This is a genomic window from Pseudoalteromonas rubra (assembly GCF_005886805.2).
Classification (GTDB): Bacteria; Pseudomonadota; Gammaproteobacteria; order Enterobacterales; family Alteromonadaceae; genus Pseudoalteromonas; species Pseudoalteromonas rubra_D.
In genome coordinates, this window is sequence record NZ_CP045430.1 from 405813 (window position 1) to 426834 (window position 21022).

Sequence of the window (21022 nt, forward strand, 5' to 3'; positions counted from 1 at the left end):
CACTATAAAATATCCATACAGCAGACTCAATTGTTTCTTTATTAAAAACAACCTGCAAACAATAAGCCTAACTGAGTTAGCGGTTCAACTCGCTCAGCAAAGGTCGAAGATCAACCCGAGCCTTCAGCCTGGCAGCAATCAGATACAATCCTGCCAATTTCCGATGGATAAACAGAGCATCCACCGGTGGCGTGTGCCACTGTCTTGACTGCATGCTCAATTGTCTGCCCTGTTCACTGATCTGCTTTGCGAGCCCACTGGCGACAAAATCAAACGGCGCTTCGGCGCGCAACGGCGAAATTGCCAGCTCAAACAATGACAACACCGCTTGTTGATAATTCGGGTCTATATCCTGAGAAAAATATCCGATATCACAGGCCGCCTCTTTTAAGGCCTGGAAGTCGCCTTCAGCACCAGCCAAAAGCAATGCTTTATAACCCTGACTCAGTGCCGGCGAAATAGCTCTGGTTGCACCGAAATCGAGCAGAATAATCTGCCCTGTGCCTGGATTGTATTGATAATTTGCCAGATTCGGATCAGTCTGGATCATACCCAGCTCAAACATCTCAGTGAAAAACAACTCAATTAAGCGAAAAGCCAGTTCATCCCGGCTTTTCTGCGGCAAAGATGCCATGTCTTCCAGGGGTTGCCCCTCAACAAACTCCATGGTCAGTAAATGCTGAGTACTCAGGGCGGGATAGTTGTTTGGTACTTTAAAGTGTGGATTATGTGCCAGCGCCTTTGCAAACGCTGCGAGTGACTTGGCTTCTTGCAGATAGTCAGTCTCAGCCAGTAGTTGTACTTTAGCTTCTTCAACGAGAGGCGCTATGTTTAGGGTTTTTGGCAACAAACCAGACAGTTTAATCAGGCTCACAACATTATCTACATCACTGTGAATGCTGTCAGCAACACCTGGATACTGCACTTTGATGGCCAGTGCCTGACCCTGCTCAGAGGTCGCCTTGTGTACCTGCCCTATTGACGCACGGGCAAAACTGTTCAAGTCAACATGGCTGAATTTATCCAACCAATCAGGGCCGAGTTCTTTTTCAAACGTCGTAACCAATTGTTTATGGGGCATAGGCGCGGCATCCGCTCTCAGTCGCTCAAGTAACGCAGATAACTCGGCAGGTAACAATTCACCAGCGTCCATAGATAGCAGTTGACCCAGCTTCATTGCCGCACCGCGCAAGTGGGACAATTTGTCAGCAACGGCCTGTATGTTGCCTGGCTGGAGTAATAATTCCGAACGGCTTGTTTTTTGCCCACTCAAGGCTTGTTTGGCACCGGCAATCATGACATTGGATGCCACCTTTCCTGCCAGCCCGCCAAAGTGTGCCAGCCTGCTCAGGCGACTGGATGGAACTCGTCGCGATTTGTTGTTCAACACTCTACTCCTGTATTTGTATTCACCCCTACAATACGCACTGTTTAACCATTTCGTTCAGGGTAGCAGGCAAAATCGGCCTATTTGTTGACATACCTAGTACGCTTCAATTGGCGATGAGATATCACAGAGCGTTCCTTCAGGAGCTAAAAGTAACAATCGCATTTGCCCATACTCTGTTGCCTCAGGAGTCTGAACTACCTCATAACCAAGCACCTTTGCTCTATCATAGATAGAGTTAACCTTGTCCACGACAAAAGTCAGGTACATGCCAGACGAGCTTTGTTGTGCTTGCTCCGGCACGATGGGGTGAGACTTTAAAATGATCCCGAGTTCAAGGCCCGATTCCTGTGATACCAGATGAATAAACCAATCACTATCATACCTGATATCAAACGCGAACAACGACGTGTAAAAATCACGGGATTCAGTCAGGTTGGTTGTACAAACGTTGGTAAATAGTCGATTTATAATCATTTTCCCTCCCTCAGTGCATGGTTTGCAGACGTGCCTGTCACATATAAACTAGCACCAATTCGTGAGCGGTATATTAAACCCACCAAGGCGCGAGCTGACTTGTCTCTTTAGGAATACAGTTACCCTAAAAACCGGAATGATTTATTTTGGCCCATTTTAGCACTTTTATTCCCACATCTTTGTATCAGCGTTATTATCATGTAAATCACTTTGCAAAAATCGCCAAAACAAGGCCTACAACCATGACGAACATGAGCACAGTATCTGAGCACACATTACTGGAGATGAATTTTCAGGCAATGCGGTCGGCTTACAGCCGTGATCCGGCACCCGACTATGCGCAGCGCGTTGCTGTGCTCAAAAAGCTCAAACGAGCACTCGTCAATCATGAACAACAGATTTACCAGGCTTTATCCGAAGATTATGGCTATCGCAGTGAGTTCGATACGTTTTTTGCTGACATAATGCCAACCATAGCAACCATTAATTATGCCATTAAACATCTGAAAAAATGGATGCAACCAGCAAAGCGTCATGCCGGGCTCATGCTTGCTCCTTCCAAAGTGAAAGTGCATTATCAGCCTTTGGGCGTGGTGGGTGTTGTCACCCCCTGGAACTTCCCATTTTACCTTGCGCTGGGCCCCACAGTTCAAGCTCTGGCCGCAGGGAACCGTGTAATGATCAAAATGAGTGAGTTTACGCCCGCTGCAAATCAGGTGCTTCGCACTGTACTGGACGACATTAGCGATCACGTTCACCTGGTGGAAGGCGACGCAGACATTGGCGCTGCTTTCACCGCCCTGCCATTCGATCACCTGATCTTTACCGGTTCAACCTCGGTGGGCAAGTTGGTCGCGAAAGCTGCCGCAGACAACCTGACCCCGATCACGCTCGAGCTTGGCGGAAAGTCGCCAACCATTATCGATCAGGACATAGATATGAAAGTCGCCGTAGATGCGGTGATTATGGGCAAGTCAATAAACTCCGGACAGATCTGCGTGGCCCCAGATTACGTTTTTGTACCCACCTCACGCCTCGATTCATTCATTGATACTTTTATCGCCCGCTATACCGAGTACCACCTGCAAAGCGCTAACAAGAATCAGCAAAGTCATATCATTTCACAGCGCCAACATACTCGCTTATTACAACTGCTGGATGACGCTAAAGCCAAAGGGGCCTTAGTGCACGCCGTTAAACAGCCCGAGCCGGGGGATGGCAAACGCGTTCACCCTCATCTGCTGACCAACCTTTCTGACGACATGGCAGTTTTAAAAGAAGAGATTTTCGGCTCCTTGTTACCTGTTATGACCTACGACACATTGGATGAGGTAATATCCTACATCACGGCAAGGCATCGTCCGCTGGCACTGTACATTATGTCAAATAATTCAGCACTGATTGAGCGCCTGATCACCCACACCCACAGTGGCGGAGTGAGTATTAATGATACCACAATGCATGTAGTTGCCGACGATGCCCCCTTTGGTGGCATAGGCCACTCGGGTATGGGCCATTACCATGGTTACGAAGGCTTTTTAACCTTTTCAAAAGCCAAAACGGTTCTGTATTCTAGCAGCTGGTTACCTAAAAACCGCTTTGTACTCAAGCATCGGGACTGGGTGTTAAAAGTGCTCCGTAAGTACTTATTGAGATAATCTCCCTGACGTCCGTCGGTGACTCAGAAAAAGACCAAGTATTCGATAGTGTTGAATTCGGTACCATTTTGGTAAGGAGCTACTTGCGATACTGGAGTCGACGCGACGAAACACTCTCTGTTGCTATGTTTTCAGACCTGGATATAGTCGATGTTGGCTGCGGTGAAAACGGCTCAGCTAAGAAATGCGACCAGATCTATTAGTGGTTTTCGCGCTAACTTCACGGCTCACGCTACACCAGATGTACACGCCTCGAGCTAGAGCGATTCTAATTTACACACTTGGATCTCACTGACTTACCTCTATTCACCCGGCGGTACGGTCTGCGATATTAATCGCATCAAAAATCTCAGCTGCGCGACTTATGATATTGGCTCTATAGATGATCTGGAAGGCATTACAGACTTACAACCAACAACTATCAGCCTCCTCAACTCACCCACTGCCTGCAGAAAAAACGTTGAGGATAGCAAAGATACTAGCCAAAAAGGGTAGCAGCACACTGATAGAACTCAGTACTGGATAACTATGCTTAATTGCAATAATTAAATATATACTTCGCAGGCTCCGTTAACAAAAATTATTCACTCGATGAACGTCCCTTTAAAGCTACAGGAATAAACAAATGAAAAGAAAAATAGCCGCCAGTATGCTAATTGCTGCAGCATTATCAGGCTGCACAACAGTCGGATATACGGTTGCCCCAGACAAAGAAACCGCATCACTTCGCGTAGTTTCTCTTGATAGCGGCAACATGTCGGTATGGATTGATGAAACGGAGGGGTGTATTAATCACAACTTTATCTATGGTGGGGAGATAGCCATTCCGGGAGTAAAGGCCAACTTACTAGCAGACCGCCAGGCTGGCCGTGTGATTGGCATGCCAATGTACCGCTCAGAGGTTCACGAAAAGCAACAAACCGAGTTAAAAGTTGAAGCAAATGTACCTATTTCATTTTATTTTGCGGGCGTCTGGGTTACTGGTGCGAATACACCTATCGATGGCTACAGATACTGTGTGAAAGAAGTCAGCTTTACGCCACTTGCTGGCCATAACTATGAAGCACAATATTATGTGGACAAAATAGATGGCAAAAAACAATGTACAATCACACTTTACGATATCAAGCAGGAAAATGGCGAGTACGTAAAAACAGAAAATGAAAACTACGAACTAACAACAAAGCCATGTAAAAACTAATCAACAACATCGGGAGCTACACTTTGTGGCTTCCCTGCTTTGAAGTGCTTCCACGCCTGTAATCCACTAAATCATTTATTGATAACCAAGACTGGCTTACGACTGTTGCCCTGGCTGTTGGAAAAACAGGCTAATTACCATCCACCAATCCAATAAATAGCCACTCAGTGACGAGCAACACTATATTGCATACATACTTTCCATTTTCGGCTCAATGCAGTAAACCTAATACCAAATTGCTTAATTAAGCGTTCTATTTTAAGGCGAGAAAATATCGTCGATAACACCGCTCTCACGTCCCGATATCGCTGAGGCACCTACATATATGTAGGCGCGGCGAAAATTTGAGAGCCTATGGCTAAGGTATTAGGTTCTAAATGAGAAATTTTTAACACCGTTAGCGTCATATTTGCTCCTTCAAATTAAACAGGTATTAAGTGAAATTGGTATAGGCCATTGAGGACACCTCAAATAGCTATTCTTTGAATTGGAGATCATGCCTACCCAGGCAAATCACTGCAATGTAAAACATAGGTTCTCAAATTGTGTATTGAGATTATGTTTGCAGCCTAGCAACGCATTTTCACCCAATACTGGCAGGCATATTAAAGAATCTCAATTGTGCTTTGCTGGCCCATACGATAAGTTTTGTACCTAAAAATAAATATATCGCTAGCCAATGATATCCAACCTGTAAATCGGCAAATTAATCTCCCCATTTACCTATGGTGTCATTGAGGTTTAAGGAGAGAACATGAGCCGAGATTTAAGCTATGATGGCCTGAGAGGCTGGCTGCTTATCATTATTGCCTGCAACCACTTGTTTGGCAGTTTTGTCACGCAATTTACCCGCACTCCGCTGGGGTTTGTCTCGGCGGCTGAGGGGTTTGTGTTTTTATCCGGGTTTGTTGCTTATCTGGTGTATGGTCGGCTGGCAAAAAATCGCACCGAGTTGCGACGTAAAGTGTGGCGGCGTTGTCTGGTGATTTATGGATTTCATTTGAGTGCCATCCTGATTTGCTTTTCACTGGTCCTCTTATTTCCTTTGTATGTCACGCACTGGTCGGGTTTTTTTAATGCAGCTAACTGGTTTAGTAATCCAGTACACAGCGCCTTATCGGCCATGTTGCTGCTCGAACACCCGGGCTTTCACGATATCCTGATCCTCTATCTGGTGCCCATGATATTTCTGCCTTTTACAATTGAGGCCCTAAAGCGAGGTAAACTGATGTATGTCGTGACGGCTTCCTTGTTGGTCTGGTTGCTGGCCCAGTTCGTCACGGCAGAATTTTTAACGACACCATTTAGCCTGGTGTTTAGCGATATCAAGCTAAACGTCAGTCACTTTGATCCTTTCGCCTGGCAGATTTACTTTTTTATGGGGGTTGTGCTGAGCTATCTGAAGTTTGATAAAGGCCACACCTTTACGTTTACACCTGCGGTACGGGTGTTGCTGTTGAGCGGTATAGGCTTTTTTTTACTGCTGAAGCATGGCTATCCACAATTAATGCGGCCCTATTATGGTGGCCACGGCAGCGCCTCCTTACTCTATCAGTTTAATCTACTGTTGAGCGTCTATCTGATAATGCACTTAATCCGTCGTTTTTCCTGGCTCTTTACACTAAGATACCCGGTATTTATCGGGCAGCACGCCCTGCCCGTATTCGCCTTTCACTGCGTAGTCATTTACTTCCTGTTGCCATGGAGCCATGAATACACCACTGCACATTGGTACTGGGATCTGTTGGTATGCGCCAGCTTTGTAGCCTTGCTCGCACTTCCGGCTAAACTTGATCAGCTTTGGCGAGCGCGCAGTAAGAATACCAGGCCAGAAGCAAGGCGAAGTGTGAAAACCGGGTAATATCGCGCACATAGTTGACGTTTACATAGTCCAATACTTAACGCACCCAATATAAGGCATATAAAAGCAAGGCTGAGATGACTCGCTTAAAGAGGTGCTCTGGTATCACCTCTAATCCTGAAGCCACTCCGCCTCATTTTTTTCTGCCGGTTTGGCTTGTGCGAACAGCATATCCGGACAGGAAAAATCTTCTCCAAACATCAGATATAGCTCGTATACCTGCTCTATAGTCATGACAGAGCGGCCCGATTCAAAATTGCTGATGGTGGATTGGTCAACATTCAGTTTGGCTGCCAGCTGTGCCTGTGAGAGCTTATTTTTATACCTTAATTGTCGCAGGTTACATTGCAATCGTCCCATCAATTTATCAATCCGCTGTTTTCTGGCAAACGCATCATTTTTCATCGCCGAATCCTTTTATACGCTTGAGGGTCAGCTTGCCCAAGTGCTGACCTGATTTATTAAAAGAGTACACCTGAAAAATACCGTTTCAGGTGTATCCTTGGTTTCAACTGTCAGAAAAATCGCAACTAATGTAAACACCCTGTTGACCTTTTTAACGTTAAGAAATATCGTGTAACTCACAGTCCCGCACGGCTGTTAGTGTTGCTATTGCAACGAGATAACTTGATATCTCTAACTTGCGTCAGTTTGACATGTTCCCTTTTTGTATTAACATTGCGACCTTCTTGTTAAGATTATGTTCGTTCGAATGTGGAAAAGTCTCCGCATTACAATAAAAAAGGAAAAAAGGACGTGATTGATGGCGATGATTTAAAGGCAATGAGGAAAAACGCCGGCATATCCCAGGAGCTGATGGCCAAAAAGTTAGAGTGCGACCGTAAGACAATCAGTAACTATGAGCAGGGTGTCAGTGACATCAAATCCAAGCAGCTGTTTCGCTGGCTGATGCTGTGCAAAATAGATACACGCTCTTTACTCAATGAAATCAGGCAAATTAGTGACAGTTTAAACCGTCACGATGCGTCAAAGTTACAGGATGACGAAAAATGAAAAAGATACGCCCACTCACACTTCTAACTAAATTGGCTTCTCTGGTAAAACTAACTGGCCAGGGTATGAGCCAAGAACTGAGTATTGGTAAAAGCTTAACGTGTGGGCAAAAAAAGTTTGTGGTGGGTTGCGGACTCTACCGACCCGATGGACTCGGAACTCAAACTGTCACAGAACTAAACAATGGTACTAGCTCATTAGTTACAGGCGGCACCGGATCAAAAAAGCCAGCTATGAAATGCGTGTTCCTTAACACGATAGACAATAATATCTGCAGTACAATATCGGGTGGCGGTACGCCATTCAAACCACCTAGAGTTGCGCGCCTTGATATTCCTCCAAAATATACAGAAGAAAGCTCACAAGGGTAGGTTATGAAACTCTCTAATTTGATTTTGCTCAGTATTATTTCGGTAGCTTTTTTTTACATACAACTGTGGGATCCGCTTTTGGTTACACCCATGTATGTAGCTCTGTTAGGCTTATCTCTAGTTTTCGGGGTTTTCACTCGAGACATCAATATGACCCACATATCTAGTTTTATACTGGTGCTCACGGGCTCAAGTTATATTGCCTTCTCTGAGGGCTTTATTAACTACATCACACCCAGTGAAAATAAGTTATTGCAAGGAACTATTATTTATGGGGTCCAATTAATTGTTAGTTTGTCAATTGCACTACTGCTGATATTTCGAGTTCAAGTTTCTCGAATGATTTCAAAGTCCAAACAAATTGAATTGACTCACTTTGACGGAGTGTTCCATTGGATTTATCTCTACCTGGTGCTCGTTAACCTGCTAGCATTGTTGGAAAACATCGCTTGGTCCTACTTTGAAATGAAGTCTTGGACAATCATTTACGATAATTTCGAAGGATTGGTTTATATTGCATATGCGCTATGCAGCGGAACTTTACTTACTATGATGATTTTATCAACAAGACAAAACCATACGCAAAAACCTAAAACCTCTTAAACCGACTATTAGACTAATGCCAGTCAACAAAACTGACTGGCATTGTTTTTTGTACACCATGCTAATTTGCATGCACCCGCTTTATTTCTTCGATTAACGCCTCAGCTAAGGGCGAAGCTGTATTGCTTTTTGAGGTGATCAGCATCACAGGGATCTGATAGGCGTATTTTTCTGGTTGTATGGCTCTGAACATGCCTTTATCAACCCAGTAGCTGGCGTAGTGCTCGGGCAGGTAACCGATAAACTCGCCGGAGAGAATTAGGTGAGCAATGCCTTCGTCATGATAGGCAATGGCGCTGTTTTGATAGTTGAGGCCATCATTACGCACCTCTTTATCGCGTAGGTAGTTACTGGTGATCACCTCAGCCTCGGCAAGTAATGCTTCCAACTCGGCGTTATTCCTCCCGGATTTACTCTGGTCATTTTCCACCAAATCACTTTCCACCAAACGAAACAAGGGATGCCCCTGCGCACAATATAAATAGTTGTACTCATTGTGCAGCGGGTAATAATCCAAGCCACGCAGCTGATGGCGACTTACGCCCAGTCCCACCAGAGAGCGCCCGTTGACCACAGAGGTTTCGACTTCGCGAGCTTCACAGACATGGATATCAAACTGAATATTGCCCCCGCGCGCCTTGAGTGCAGAAATGGCCCGTGCCACGCCGCAACGGGGATCGCTGACCATAGTATCTATGGTGGCAATGGTAACCCGCCCTGAAAGTTCGTTTTTAGAGCTGGCCACTGTGCTGGCAAACGCTTCGCATTGCTGCAATAGCTCTAAAGATGCCTGATAGGTCACCCTGCCCGGCTCGGTCAGCTCAAAACCGCTGCGCCCGCGTTTGCATAGTTTCAGACCCAAACGAACTTCCAGGTCCGACAGGTGCGAACTAATGGTTGAACGGCCGATGTTCAGACGCGACTCCGCAGCCGACAAGCCACCGCATTCCACAATGGCGACAAAGATCCGCAGCAACCTTAAATCAACGTCTTGTACCTGCATTAAATACCCACCTCATTGAGTTCGATACTTTTTAGTTCGATAATATAGGAATGAATTACGATAATTATGCATTTATAAAACTACCACAGCAAGTTAGGATTGCGGGATAAAAACAACATCTGCATGTAACAAGATGATATTTAGGAGAATAAAATGACGTTTAGATATGGTATCGATCGTCTGGACCTGGACACAGTCAACGGCATTGCCGATGGCAGCATTAAAGCCGAGCTGTGTCAGGAAGCGCTGGATAAAATCAACACCAGCCGTAGCAATGTTGACGTGATGGCCGCATCCGACGAGGCTGTGTACGGTATTAACACAGGCTTTGGCCCGCTGTGCGACACGCAAATCTCACCAGAAGAAACCAATCTGCTGCAAAAAAACCTGCTTATCACCCATGCCGTTGGGGTTGGCGAACCAATTGCTAAACCGATCTCTAAACTCATGTTGATCACCAAGGTCCATGCGCTGAGCCAGGGATTCTCAGGTATCCGCCTGGAAACCGTTGAGCGGATGCTAAAGTTCATTGAGCTGGATCTGATCCCAGTCGTACCAGAGCAAGGCTCCGTAGGCGCATCAGGCGACCTCGCGCCTCTGTCTCACTTATTCCTGCCTTTACTGGGCGAAGGTGAATTCTGGCAGGGAGACAAAATCGTACCGGCTGCCGAAGCGCTGAAAGAACACGGCCTTGAACCAATGGAGCTGCACGCGAAAGAAGGTCTGGCCCTGATCAATGGTACTCAGTTTATCCTGTCTCACGCCATTACCGCGCTTACGAAAATGCGCTACCTGCTGGACCTGGCGGATCTGGCCGGAGCCATGAGTATTGAAGGCATGCAGGGCAGCCAGTCACCATTTCGTGAAGAGCTGCACCAGATCCGTGCTTTCGCCGGTAACCTGGAAGTGGCCAAGCGCATGCGCCGTTTCTTTAAAGATTCTCAAAATATGGCTGACCACGAAGAATGTGACCGCGTACAAGACCCGTACTCACTGCGCTGTATTCCACAGGTGCATGGTGCGTCTCGTAACGCCTACAACCATCTAAAAGAGCTGGCTGAAATTGAAATGAACTCAGTCACGGACAACCCCATTGTGATCAGCAGCGAAGAAGCTATCTCAGGTGGTAGCTTCCACGGTCAGCCTCTGGCCATGGTACTGGATTACGCGTCAATCGCCGCTGCGGAACTGGGCAACATTTCAGATCGTCGTTGTTATTTGCTACTTGAAGGCTTGCACGGTCTGCCGCGCTTATTAACAACCTCTGGCGGCCTCAACTCGGGCATGATGATCCCGCAGTACACCACCGCAGCCCTGGTTACCGAGAACAAATCACTGTGCTTCCCACCATCGGCAGACAGTGTACCGACCTCTATGGGCCAGGAAGACCACGTATCTATGGGTAGTATTTCAGGTCGTAAACTGAACCAGATCCTGGGTAACCTGGATAAAATCTTTGCCATTGAGCTAATGTATGCAGCCCAGGCCATTGAGTTCAGACGCCCTAACACCTGCTCAGACCTGATCGAAGAAAACTTTGCGTTGATCCGCAGCAAAGTCGCCAAACTTGAAGAAGACAGACTGCTTAAGCCAGACATTGATCACATGGTAACATTGGTTAAGTCACAAGCATTTACGGTTAACTAAGGGGAAAATAACAATGACCACCACACTGAGTTTTCAGGACCAAATTAAGCAAGGGATCCCCAGCGAGTTACCTGCGCCTAAGCCTTACCCGGCTGACGCCAACCGCGCCCCGAAGCGTAAAGACATTTTATCAGCCGACGAAAAGCAACTGGCGCTGCGCAATGCGCTACGCTACTTCCCGAAAGAGTGGCATCAGGAACTGGCGGCTGAGTTTGCCGAAGAACTGAAAAGCTTTGGCCGTATCTACATGTACCGCTTTAAGCCTAACTATGATCTTAAAGCGCGCTCGGTAAGCGATTACCCGGCCAAGTGTCAGCAAGCCGCTGCCATCATGCTGATGATCGACAATAACCTAGATCCGGCAGTTGCTCAGCACCCGGAAGAGCTGATCACATACGGTGGTAACGGCGCGGTATTCCAAAACTGGGCTCAATACCTGCTAGCCATGAAATACCTGAGCGAGATGGAAAGCGACCAGACACTGCACATATACTCTGGTCACCCTATGGGCTTGTTCCCGTCAAGCGAAGACGCACCACGCGTGGTCGTTACCAATGGTATGATGATCCCGAACTATTCAAAGCCTGATGACTGGGAAAAGTTCAATGCACTGGGTGTCACTCAGTATGGCCAGATGACGGCAGGTTCATTCATGTACATTGGCCCACAGGGTATTGTTCATGGCACCACCATCACGGTGATGAACGCGTTCCGTAAAGTCCTTGAAAAAGGCGACAGCCCGAAAGGTAAGATCTTCCTGACAGCCGGTCTTGGCGGCATGAGTGGCGCACAGCCAAAAGCGGGTAACATTGCAAACTGTATTACAGTATGTGCCGAAGTGAACCCGGCTGCTGCGACTAAACGTCACCAGCAAGGCTGGGTAGATGAACTCATCGACAACATGGATGAGCTGGTTGCCCGTGTTAAAACAGCACAGGCAAACGAAGAAGTGGTGTCAATTGCCTACATCGGCAACATTGTCGATGTCTGGGAAACCTTCTATGAGCAGGATATTTTCATTCACCTGGGTTCAGATCAGACGTCGCTGCATAACCCCTGGTCAGGCGGCTACTACCCGGCAGACATCAGCTTTGAAGAGTCAAACAGACTGATCCGTGAAGAGCCTGAAGTCTTTAAGGAAAAAGTACAGGCAACGCTTAAGCGTCATGCTGATGCGGTAAACAAGCACACTGCCCGTGGTACTTATTTCTTTGACTACGGCAATGCCTTCTTACTCGAATCATCTCGTGCCGGTGGCGATGTGATGGCCGAAAACGGCATCGACTTCAAATATCCATCATACGTGCAGGATATTCTGGGCCCGATGTGCTTTGACTACGGCTTTGGCCCATTCCGTTGGGTTTGTGCCTCTGGCAATCCGGCCGATCTGGACAAAACCGATGCCATCGCAGCTGAAGTGCTGAACAAGATCATGGCGGAATCGCCTGAAGAGATCCAACAGCAGATGCAGGACAACATCACCTGGATCCAAGATGCTAAGCAAAACAAACTGGTTGTTGGCTCTCAAGCGCGTATTCTGTACGCTGACGCACAAGGTCGTATGGAAATTGCCAAAGCCTTTAACGATGCCATCGAGCGCGGCGAAATTGGTCCGGTTGTATTGGGTCGTGACCACCACGATGTGAGTGGTACTGATTCACCGTTCCGCGAAACCTCAAACATTTATGACGGAAGTCGCTTCACAGCAGACATGGCCATTCACAATGTCATTGGTGACAGTTTCCGTGGTGCAACCTGGGTCTCTATCCACAACGGCGGTGGCGTAGGCTGGGGTGAAGTGATCAACGGTGGGTTTGGCATGGTGCTGGACGGCAGCAGCGATGCTGAGCGTCGCCTTAAGTCTATGCTACTGTTCGATGTGAACAATGGTATTGCACGTCGTAGCTGGGCTCGTAACGAAGAAGCCAATTTTGCCATTAAACGCGAAATGGCGCGCACGCCTAAGCTTAAAGTGACACTGCCAAATGGCGTAGACGATGAAATTTTAAATAATCTGTCGCTTTAAACGCTGACAATCAGCAAGAAAAAATGGCTGCCCTAGGGTGGCCATTTTCGTATCCGCTGCACTTAACCAAGCACAGTACATGCATTTCAATCTACACTCTGCGTAGAGCTTGCCTTATAACGACTTTTAACTGTCACGGTTTACGCATCTTACTGCCACATCGCACAAGCAATATGTACAACGACATTATCCAATTATGTCATGTATTATCAGACCATGAGCCAGGTTCTGGCTCTTTTTCATACAATCCAGATGGTAGAACCTGACAGTATGAACTAACATAGCTGTGTTATGATATTGATGGGCTATTCGCTATGACTCGCGCAGAAAAGCTTTTGTACCGCTTAATCCTCGCAGACCTGTTAAGCTGCCATCCAGCTCCTTTGCCCGTATCGGCGCTCAGACTCCAGGGGATCAAAACAGACAATGTGACCCTTCAAGCCGTAATAGACCTGATGACTGAACAGCAAGTGATCTCCGTATCTCCTTCAGGCGAGATAAGACTGGCGCCAAGAAGCGACCTGAACACACCAACTGAAGGCTACTATCCTTTTGATTTAGCTAACATTGACTAACTTACCCACAGATTTTGTGGTTATCTTGTTAGTAACTCAGGAATAAAGATAGCCAGGCAAGGCCAACTAGGTTCAAATTCACTATAGAGGTGACATCAGGGCAAAAAATACGCCACCTGAGACACCTCTATTGTTATTTATTAATGACGTAGAGCAGGTAATAGAGATGCGCCCGTGCCGTCAATATCAGACAATAATTCAAGACCCAGGATCTGCGCCACGACAGGATAGATATCAAGGTTTTTCACCGGGCCTACCTTTGTACCCTGCTTGAACGCGGGGCCCACAGCAACAAAGGTTGCGTGCATATCCTCGGTGATGGCAAAACCATGAGTACCATAGTGTTTATCTTTTTCGTCATAGGCAAAATAGCGCGGTGCCTGAGTTTCAACCACAATATCGGCAGTCGTTGCATTGATTGTAACACCACGGCTCGTGAGTGTCTCTTCAGTGATAATGTCATAACGACCGCGAGCATTGCGCATCAGCTGAGCGCGTACCTCATCCAGGTTTACACTGACTTCGGGCTTTTTATATAACCACACCTGAGTGCCACTGTTTTTAACGATAAAGTCACTCAGTTCTACACCTAAATCCGACAGTTGCAAACTCATGTCCGGATCCAGCTGTGCCATACCATGATCCGATACAATGATCAGGTTTACATCTTGTTCAACCTCGCGCTGAATGCGCCTTGCAAGCTGGCCAACCAGCTTATCAACCTTCTGGACAGCCTGATAAGTTTGTTGCGCATCCGGGCCAAAATCATGTCCCATGGTATCCACCAGCGAGAAATAACCTGCAACAAAGCGTGGGCGTTTCTGCGCTGGCAACTTAAGCCATTGCACTATCTGATCAATACGCTGCTGGTAATCACTGTGCTGTGAGTAATGGTAAAAGTAACTGGGCGTCATACCATTGATGCGGGCATCTGATTCAGGCCAGAAATAGGTAGCAGCTTTTAGCCCTTGCATTTCAGCCAGGTTCCAAAGCGGGATCCCTTTTAGCCAGGAACTGTCATCCTGACCATAGCCCATTTTATAGCACTGGTTACGATTTTTATCGCAAAAATGATTGCCGACAATGCCATGGTTAGATGGCAGCAAGCCAGTAATAATAGAAAGGTGATTGGGGAAGGTCTTGGTTGGATAAACAGGCTCAAGATACTCGGCTCTGACACCTTGTGCAGCAATCGCCGCCAGGTTCTTTGCTTTGTGTTTTTCAATGTAATCCCAGCGGAACCCATCCAGTGAAATCATCACCACACTTTGTTCAGAGCTCTGCTCTTTTGCCGAGGCCTGTGTAGAAATCAGCGTAATAAAGATGAGTAATACCGGTAACGCATGTTTTATCATAATGCCCTTTTGTTCCTGAAACAATAAATCAGCGTGGGCACCATAAAACTAAAATATGAATGAAATGAAGGACCTTTTACCGAAAACCGCAGTATTTTCGACCAGCAACAGATTTTCGGGACGAGCCACACTCGTCCCAAACTAATACTCAATACTTAACGCAGATGCTGCATCAGAGTCCAGTGTTCATCACCCTGGCGTACCTCTGCCAGTGCCCCATTGATCAGCACCATGTTAGGCGCAATATGAGAGACATCAACACCTGTAATAACAGGTACCGCCAGATCACCTAGCGCCATTTTCACCGCAGTATCCCCATCAAATGCCTTACCGGCATTGCCAGATACCGCGTTACGACCAATGAGAATACCGGCTGCATTCTCGAACGCCCCACGTAACCTCAGACTCTGCAAAGCGCGATAGTAAGCAGTCGGAGACTGTTCCGCATTTTCAAAATAAAAGATCAGTTTATCTTGCGGATGTCTGTCAAGCAGCGCCTGAGGATCAAAGTACTCTGAGCCAAACATCAGCATATGTGTGTCCAGACAGCCTCCTATCAAGCGTCCCTGAAACGATACCGGCTTAGTATGCTGTACATCGCCATTCAATACTTCCCAGCGACTTGGCTCGGTCAGATTAAAAACAGCCTGACTGTCTTGCGCATAATTGCTATAACCTTGTTCATACAAAGGCGCGCTGTACTGCGTGAACGCCTTACCCGTTGGCGTTTTTAAATGGGTGAAAGTATCGGCCGTCAGTGCATCGGTTTGTGCCAAAGACAACTGCATCAGGTTAGTACAATGACAGGTTGCCCAGCCCAGTTTGCTGGAAAACGCGCTGAGTACGGTGCTGATATCTGAAAACCCCATCAACCACTTTGGTCGTGCCTGCTTCAGAGCCTGCCAGTCCAGCAAGGGCAAGAGATCCATCGCAATCTCTCCACCCCAGGGCGCCATAACTGCATCCACCTGGTCGTCCAGTAAAAACTGCATCAGCTCATCCACGCGCCTGTCCACCGATGCGCTCACATGTAACTTATCCTCACGTAAGCAGCGCCCTTCGAGTACCTTGAAGCCACGCAGCGCCAGATCACCCAAGACAAGGTCAAGTCGGGGATGCAAAGGTGCCGCAACGCCGCTGGAAAATGCGGTAACCGCAATGGTACTTCCTGAGATAAGAGGGGCTGGATAGTGCATAAGCTGTCCTTTTTACATACTGAAAATTTAAAACCATTTAATTCATAACGTTAGGCAGGTATTTGTCACACAATTTCCTCACTTTGTCACCTTATTTCGCGCCTTTCTCACGCTTTTTGTTTTCGCCTCAACAACAATAGAGCCAGCTTTTTACGAAACGGATAAAACAATGAACAAGTTGAACGCACTAAGCTTAGCCCTTTGCTCTCTATACGCAGCTTGCGGTAACGCACAACAATCACCGGAGACCATTCGTCCCTGGCAGCAATTTACGCAAAACGACACCACAATCCCACGTCTCAGTGTGGCACCTGATATAGACGGTGAACTGACTCCCACAGAATGGCAAAATGCACGAGTGATCACAGATTTTGTTGAATTCCGACCCACAGTGGGTGGCACCCCAAGATACCCGATCACGGCGTATGTTGCTTATGATGAACACTTCTTTTATGTTGCCGCTAAAATTACGCAGCCCTTCGACACGATCACGGACAGAGTTCTCACCCAGGGGGAACGAGTCTGGAACGAAGACTATTTTGGCCTGATCCTTGATACTAACCATGATAAATCCGATGGCTACTTGTTTCACGTTACCCCTTCGGGCGTAAGAGAAGATGGCCTGGTAAATGGCACTGAATATATCGCAGAATGGAAAACACTGTGGTACGCCAAAACCCAACAACAGGACGATGGCTGGACGGTAGAAATTGCCATTCCCATGCAGTCATTGTCCTTCGACCCGGACGCCGCAAACTGGGGTTTACAATTGCGCCATAAACTCTCCAGTCCCTATGTGCAATCATACTGGAACCTTAATAACCCCAACTCATCAGGCTGGCATGCATCACAAACCGCGCCAATTTCCGGACTACGCGAGTTAAATCAGGGCAAAGGCATTGAAGTGAAACCCGGTCTGGCATACAAAGACTCTCTGGAAGAGAGCAGCTTTGAGCCTTCGCTGGATGCCACTTACCGGTTTACCCCCAGCCTGACCGGTCAGTTGACGCTCAATACCGACTTTTCCGGCACAGATGTCGACGAAATAGAAATGAACATGACCCGCTTTGGTCAGTACTACAGTGAAAAGCGCGACTTCTTTTTACAGGACAGTCAGATATTTCGTTTTGGTGGAATGGACGATAATGATTTTAACGGCATGCCATTTTATTCGCGCCGTATTGGTCAGGGCCCACAGTCGGGCGTGCTGGATGTTAACTGGGGCACGAAACTCACAGGCCGAATTGGCAATACCGATCTGGGTGTATTGAGCGTCAACCAGGAACGCGACGGAAACATAGCTGAAACCACTCAACTCAGTGTCGCCAGAGCCAAACAACACATTGGCGAGCGCCATCAATTGGGTGCAATCTTCACCCATGGCACTGCCGATGACAGTGCCAGTCAAACACTCAGTGGGATAGATTACCGCTTTGACGATATTGTATTTGGTGAAGAGCAATTGATTGCCAACGCCTTTTACCAGTCTATCGACCTGCCAGGTGACCTGTCTGACAGTGACAGTAAAGCGTATGGCTTGGCGTTCAAAATGCCGAATGATCGATTTTATCTGGACACCAAGTATCGCTATATCGGCAAGGACTTTAACCCGGCAATGGGGTTTGTGAATCGCACAGACCTGAAATACTATCACCTTACCAGTCACTACCGGGTACGCCCACAAACAGGCTGGCTGGGTGACAACCTCAACCTTTATCAGTTCAGAACCTATTATAAGCGCTGGGAAAACACTGATGGTGAAAAGAAAGGTCAGCAGTTGTTCTTACAGCCTTTGATAATACAAACCAAATCTCATGACTATTTTCACATCAGCTACGATATGTACAATAAAGTGCTCAAAGACCCGTTCAAGTTTCGTGACAACATTCAGTTTGCAGAGGGTGAGTATGATTACAATCAATGGACGGTGTTTTATGAAACAGCCAGCGATCGGCCTATCTTTGCCAGTGGCCGAATTGTCAAAGGCGACTTTTTTGATGCGGATCTGACACGCTATAGCATGACACTGAACGCGCGCCCCAATAAACACTTATATGTGCAACTTGGCCGTCATATGTACTACTACGAACGGGCTGGCGAGAAGAGCAACATGTACAATACTCGGCTAAAAGTGAATATAGCCTTTAACAGCGAGTGGTCCTGGAATTCACTATTACAGCATAATACCCAGTCAGACAGTTTCTCACTCTTTAGCCGACTACGCTATGAACCAGCGCCAGATGAATTGTATCAGTTGAGTATTAACAAAGGCTATGACTTAGAGGATGGCTGGCACGATAAAAAGGCCGTATTTTCTGAAACCGCCGTGAAACTTAACTACACCTATAGATGGTAAACTTTGGTCGCAAAGCGCGTTGCACAACTTCTGGCAACGCGCTTTCTTGTTAACGTGCTATCGTCTTGTATACATCGCTTCTAAAAGCCGCTTTACGACCATAGATCACTTGCCCATCACGAACATCAAACCCCATATAGGAACCTATGTCCTGGCGAGACAAAGGGTGTAACCCTTCATCGCTCAGTTTATAGCGGGCCAGTTCGTGCCACTCTTTGGTCATCAGATACACTATGCCATTCTCTATCTCCAGATTGGAGAATGGCTCCAGCGCCCCTATTTTTTCTCCCTGCGCCCGATCTATGCCATTCAAAATACTGGCAAAAGGAAAGCGATAAAGCACATGTTCCATGTCTGTCAGATACACATACTCGGGCGTTGCAGGATCCGATAATGCGGTTATCCAGCCTTCAGGCAGCTGCGCAACCTGCTGCATCTGACGATTGTAAATTTGCACTCGTTTTAGCTCATTTTGCTTCACAGACAACGCAAACAAGCTATTACTCAGCCAGCTTTGCTGATAAATATAGCCATCAAAAAATAAGGTATTACCTTGCTGTGCCTCATTGGTGGGGATCAGCCACATGGCATGATTATCGTGATTGATCAGCAAAAACTCATCATCAGGTGACAAAGCCATATCCCTCAGACGTGCATGATCCGGCAATCTGGGAAGCGGCCTGGCCTGCTCTTCTGGCTGCTGATAATACACCTGTGAGCTACCGGAGCGATCAGAAATAAAATATACCCCGGTGTCGGTATGCGCTAATCGAGGGGAACGGTCCAGTCCATTGCTGTTATCCAGCACAAAGCCCGTTTCCAGCCACTGCAGCTCAATGTCTTTGTCATAAGTTGTGAAGATGTAGTCCTTACCATTGCTATGGCGAGCAATATTGCAGCAAATTTTATCACTCAGGCTACTGAGCAAAATCGGCTGGCTATCGGCAAAAGACTGATGATACATCTGAGTTCGCGGGCTGGAAGAGGAAAATACAATGCCCTTATGGTCGTGGTCCCAAATCGCGCCGTGCATCAGGCCGGTTCGGGAAATCTGTAATGCTTGCTGTGCAGACTCAGGCTCATAGGTGATCACACTGCTGTTTCCGTCAATTGTGTGTGCCGTCAGCAGCAGCTCGCGAGTACCTGGATGTGCATCCAAATAAGCCAACCGCCATGAGGATTCAAGCTCGGTTGGTAATTTCCTGATATCGCCAGAAAAATCAAAAGTATATAAGTCGTTTTTATGTTCGAAACGGCGTTCATGTGCCAATGAATATATGCGGTCTTCGCCTGCAACGTAAATGCTGTCATGATAAATCAGATCACAGTTATACAATGCTTCTGAGGGCGGTGCGAGTTGCTGCGCTGCCAGGTCCAGCCTGGCTTTAAACCAGCCACATCGCTGCTGATAGTAGCCTTTAAAAACCAAATACTCGCCCTGACTACCGAGCAATTGTTGTAAATGATAACCAGGTGCGTCAACGGACCGTGGTAAAGCACGATTATCACTATCATAGTCAGCCACCCACAAACTACGCCCTTGGTCCGCGGTCACATTTAAAAAAGCAACATGAGACTGGGATGCCAGCACAATAGGAAACATCTTGCCGCCACTCACCCGACTCAGCGCCTGACTCTCCCCATATTGTAATGAAGGTGCGCGACTATAGTGCCATACGAGACTGCTCAGCAAGCCGGCCAGTATCAGCACGCCCAACAACAGATAGCGCGATAAGGCAGGCTTTTGTTTTGCCGATTGAACTGACGAAGCTGAGATTTCTTCCACTCCTGAGTTGATCGGCGCAATAAAGCGATAACCTTGTTTAGGCACGGTTTGGATATATTGAGGTGCCTTAGGGTCATCACAAAACACCTTTCTCAGATTGGCCACCAGCTTGTTTATGGCATTATCCGTCACGATAGCGCCTTGCCAGATTGCGCTTTGCAATTCATCCCGCCCGATAATACGGTTGGGGTTGTTGATAAAAAATGTCAGTAATGAGAGCTGCCGTGGATCCAGTGTGATGCTGTGCTCACCGTTAATCAGCTCATTGGTTTGTTGATAGAGGCGAAACTCGCCAATTTGTATAAAATCCATGGATTTCTCGTCAACCCTCAGCCATGTTATTACTACCCGACAAGTAGCTTAAAGCTGGCAAATTTAGGCTCATTATTATTCTTTTGCTATTACGTCTTTGTGCTCGCAGGCAGCGAGGGAAACCGTGACGAAACACGTTAGGGTTTAGTCTATGATCATCTCATTGCTTTGCAACCCGCCAGTGAAGAATCATT

At 47.1% G+C, this 21022-nt stretch carries 17 protein-coding genes; 10 read left to right on the forward strand and 7 right to left on the reverse strand.

Going from position 1 to position 21022, the window contains the following annotated elements; genetic code table 11:
* Positions 1 to 76: 76 nt before the first annotated feature.
* On the reverse strand, positions 77 to 1297 hold the full coding sequence (locus tag CWC22_RS21020; protein WP_230090709.1) for an ABC1 kinase family protein: 1221 nt from the start codon (positions 1295 to 1297) through the stop codon (positions 77 to 79).
* Positions 1298 to 1483: 186 nt separating this feature from the next.
* Positions 1484 to 1864, reverse strand: coding sequence for a VOC family protein (locus CWC22_RS21025; RefSeq protein ID WP_125557498.1), 381 nt, complete (start codon positions 1862 to 1864; stop codon positions 1484 to 1486).
* 218 nt (positions 1865 to 2082) lie between these two features.
* On the opposite strand from CWC22_RS21025, the gene CWC22_RS21030 reads away from it, so the two are divergent.
* From CWC22_RS21030 to opgC, 3 genes are all read left to right on the forward strand, one after another.
* Positions 2083 to 3522, forward strand: coding sequence for a coniferyl aldehyde dehydrogenase (locus tag CWC22_RS21030; RefSeq protein WP_419144631.1), 1440 nt, complete (start codon positions 2083 to 2085; stop codon positions 3520 to 3522).
* A 625-nt stretch (positions 3523 to 4147) separates the two neighbouring features.
* The gene (locus tag CWC22_RS21035; RefSeq protein ID WP_138539093.1) at positions 4148 to 4723 is read left to right on the forward strand and encodes a hypothetical protein; all 576 of its coding nucleotides are present in this window, start codon (positions 4148 to 4150) and stop codon (positions 4721 to 4723) included.
* A gap of 754 nt (positions 4724 to 5477) precedes the next feature.
* Complete coding sequence (opgC, locus tag CWC22_RS21040; protein WP_138539092.1) at positions 5478 to 6584, forward strand: OpgC domain-containing protein; 1107 nt, start codon at positions 5478 to 5480, stop codon at positions 6582 to 6584.
* Between the two features lie 111 nt (positions 6585 to 6695).
* On the opposite strand, the gene CWC22_RS21045 is transcribed toward opgC, so the two are convergent.
* On the reverse strand, positions 6696 to 6989 hold the full coding sequence (locus CWC22_RS21045) for a helix-turn-helix transcriptional regulator (protein ID WP_125557506.1): 294 nt from the start codon (positions 6987 to 6989) through the stop codon (positions 6696 to 6698).
* A gap of 351 nt (positions 6990 to 7340) precedes the next feature.
* Here CWC22_RS21045 and CWC22_RS21050 point away from each other — a divergent pair, with 351 nt between their 5' ends.
* Genes CWC22_RS21050 through CWC22_RS21060 form a run of 3 tightly spaced genes read left to right on the forward strand, consistent with a single transcriptional unit; the run spans position 7341 to position 8572 of the window.
* The gene (locus CWC22_RS21050) at positions 7341 to 7598 is read left to right on the forward strand and encodes a helix-turn-helix domain-containing protein (RefSeq protein WP_138539091.1); all 258 of its coding nucleotides are present in this window, start codon (positions 7341 to 7343) and stop codon (positions 7596 to 7598) included.
* Positions 7595 to 7969 (forward strand): hypothetical protein, encoded by a 375-nt coding sequence (locus CWC22_RS21055; protein ID WP_138539090.1) that lies wholly within the window; start codon positions 7595 to 7597, stop codon positions 7967 to 7969. Before CWC22_RS21050 ends, CWC22_RS21055 begins: the two co-directional genes overlap by 4 nt.
* A 3-nt stretch (positions 7970 to 7972) precedes the next feature.
* Positions 7973 to 8572, forward strand: a complete 600-nt coding sequence (locus tag CWC22_RS21060) for a hypothetical protein (protein WP_138539089.1) — start codon at positions 7973 to 7975, stop codon at positions 8570 to 8572.
* A 61-nt stretch (positions 8573 to 8633) separates the two neighbouring features.
* Here the strand turns inward: CWC22_RS21060 and CWC22_RS21065 are convergent, their stop codons facing one another.
* Positions 8634 to 9575, reverse strand: coding sequence for a LysR family transcriptional regulator (locus CWC22_RS21065; RefSeq protein ID WP_138539088.1), 942 nt, complete (start codon positions 9573 to 9575; stop codon positions 8634 to 8636).
* A gap of 153 nt (positions 9576 to 9728) precedes the next feature.
* Here CWC22_RS21065 and hutH point away from each other — a divergent pair, with 153 nt between their 5' ends.
* The 3 genes from hutH to CWC22_RS21080 all read left to right on the forward strand — a co-directional run bounded on the left by hutH (position 9729) and on the right by CWC22_RS21080 (position 13823).
* On the forward strand, positions 9729 to 11222 hold the full coding sequence (gene hutH, locus CWC22_RS21070; RefSeq protein WP_049863724.1) for a histidine ammonia-lyase: 1494 nt from the start codon (positions 9729 to 9731) through the stop codon (positions 11220 to 11222).
* A 13-nt stretch (positions 11223 to 11235) separates the two neighbouring features.
* On the forward strand, positions 11236 to 13248 hold the full coding sequence (locus CWC22_RS21075) for a urocanate hydratase (protein ID WP_138539087.1): 2013 nt from the start codon (positions 11236 to 11238) through the stop codon (positions 13246 to 13248).
* Positions 13249 to 13562: 314 nt separating this feature from the next.
* Positions 13563 to 13823, forward strand: coding sequence for a hypothetical protein (locus CWC22_RS21080; protein ID WP_138539086.1), 261 nt, complete (start codon positions 13563 to 13565; stop codon positions 13821 to 13823).
* Between the two features lie 140 nt (positions 13824 to 13963).
* Here CWC22_RS21080 and CWC22_RS21085 read toward each other — a convergent pair whose 3' ends face one another.
* Complete coding sequence (locus CWC22_RS21085) at positions 13964 to 15178, reverse strand: ectonucleotide pyrophosphatase/phosphodiesterase (protein ID WP_138539085.1); 1215 nt, start codon at positions 15176 to 15178, stop codon at positions 13964 to 13966.
* Between the two features lie 155 nt (positions 15179 to 15333).
* Positions 15334 to 16374, reverse strand: coding sequence for a S66 family peptidase (locus CWC22_RS21090; RefSeq protein WP_138539084.1), 1041 nt, complete (start codon positions 16372 to 16374; stop codon positions 15334 to 15336).
* 169 nt (positions 16375 to 16543) lie between these two features.
* Here CWC22_RS21090 and CWC22_RS21095 point away from each other — a divergent pair, with 169 nt between their 5' ends.
* Complete coding sequence (locus CWC22_RS21095; protein WP_138539083.1) at positions 16544 to 18730, forward strand: carbohydrate binding family 9 domain-containing protein; 2187 nt, start codon at positions 16544 to 16546, stop codon at positions 18728 to 18730.
* 49 nt (positions 18731 to 18779) lie between these two features.
* Here the strand turns inward: CWC22_RS21095 and CWC22_RS21100 are convergent, their stop codons facing one another.
* Positions 18780 to 20828, reverse strand: a complete 2049-nt coding sequence (locus CWC22_RS21100) for a winged helix-turn-helix domain-containing protein (RefSeq protein ID WP_138539082.1) — start codon at positions 20826 to 20828, stop codon at positions 18780 to 18782.
* Positions 20829 to 21022: the final 194 nt, after the last annotated feature.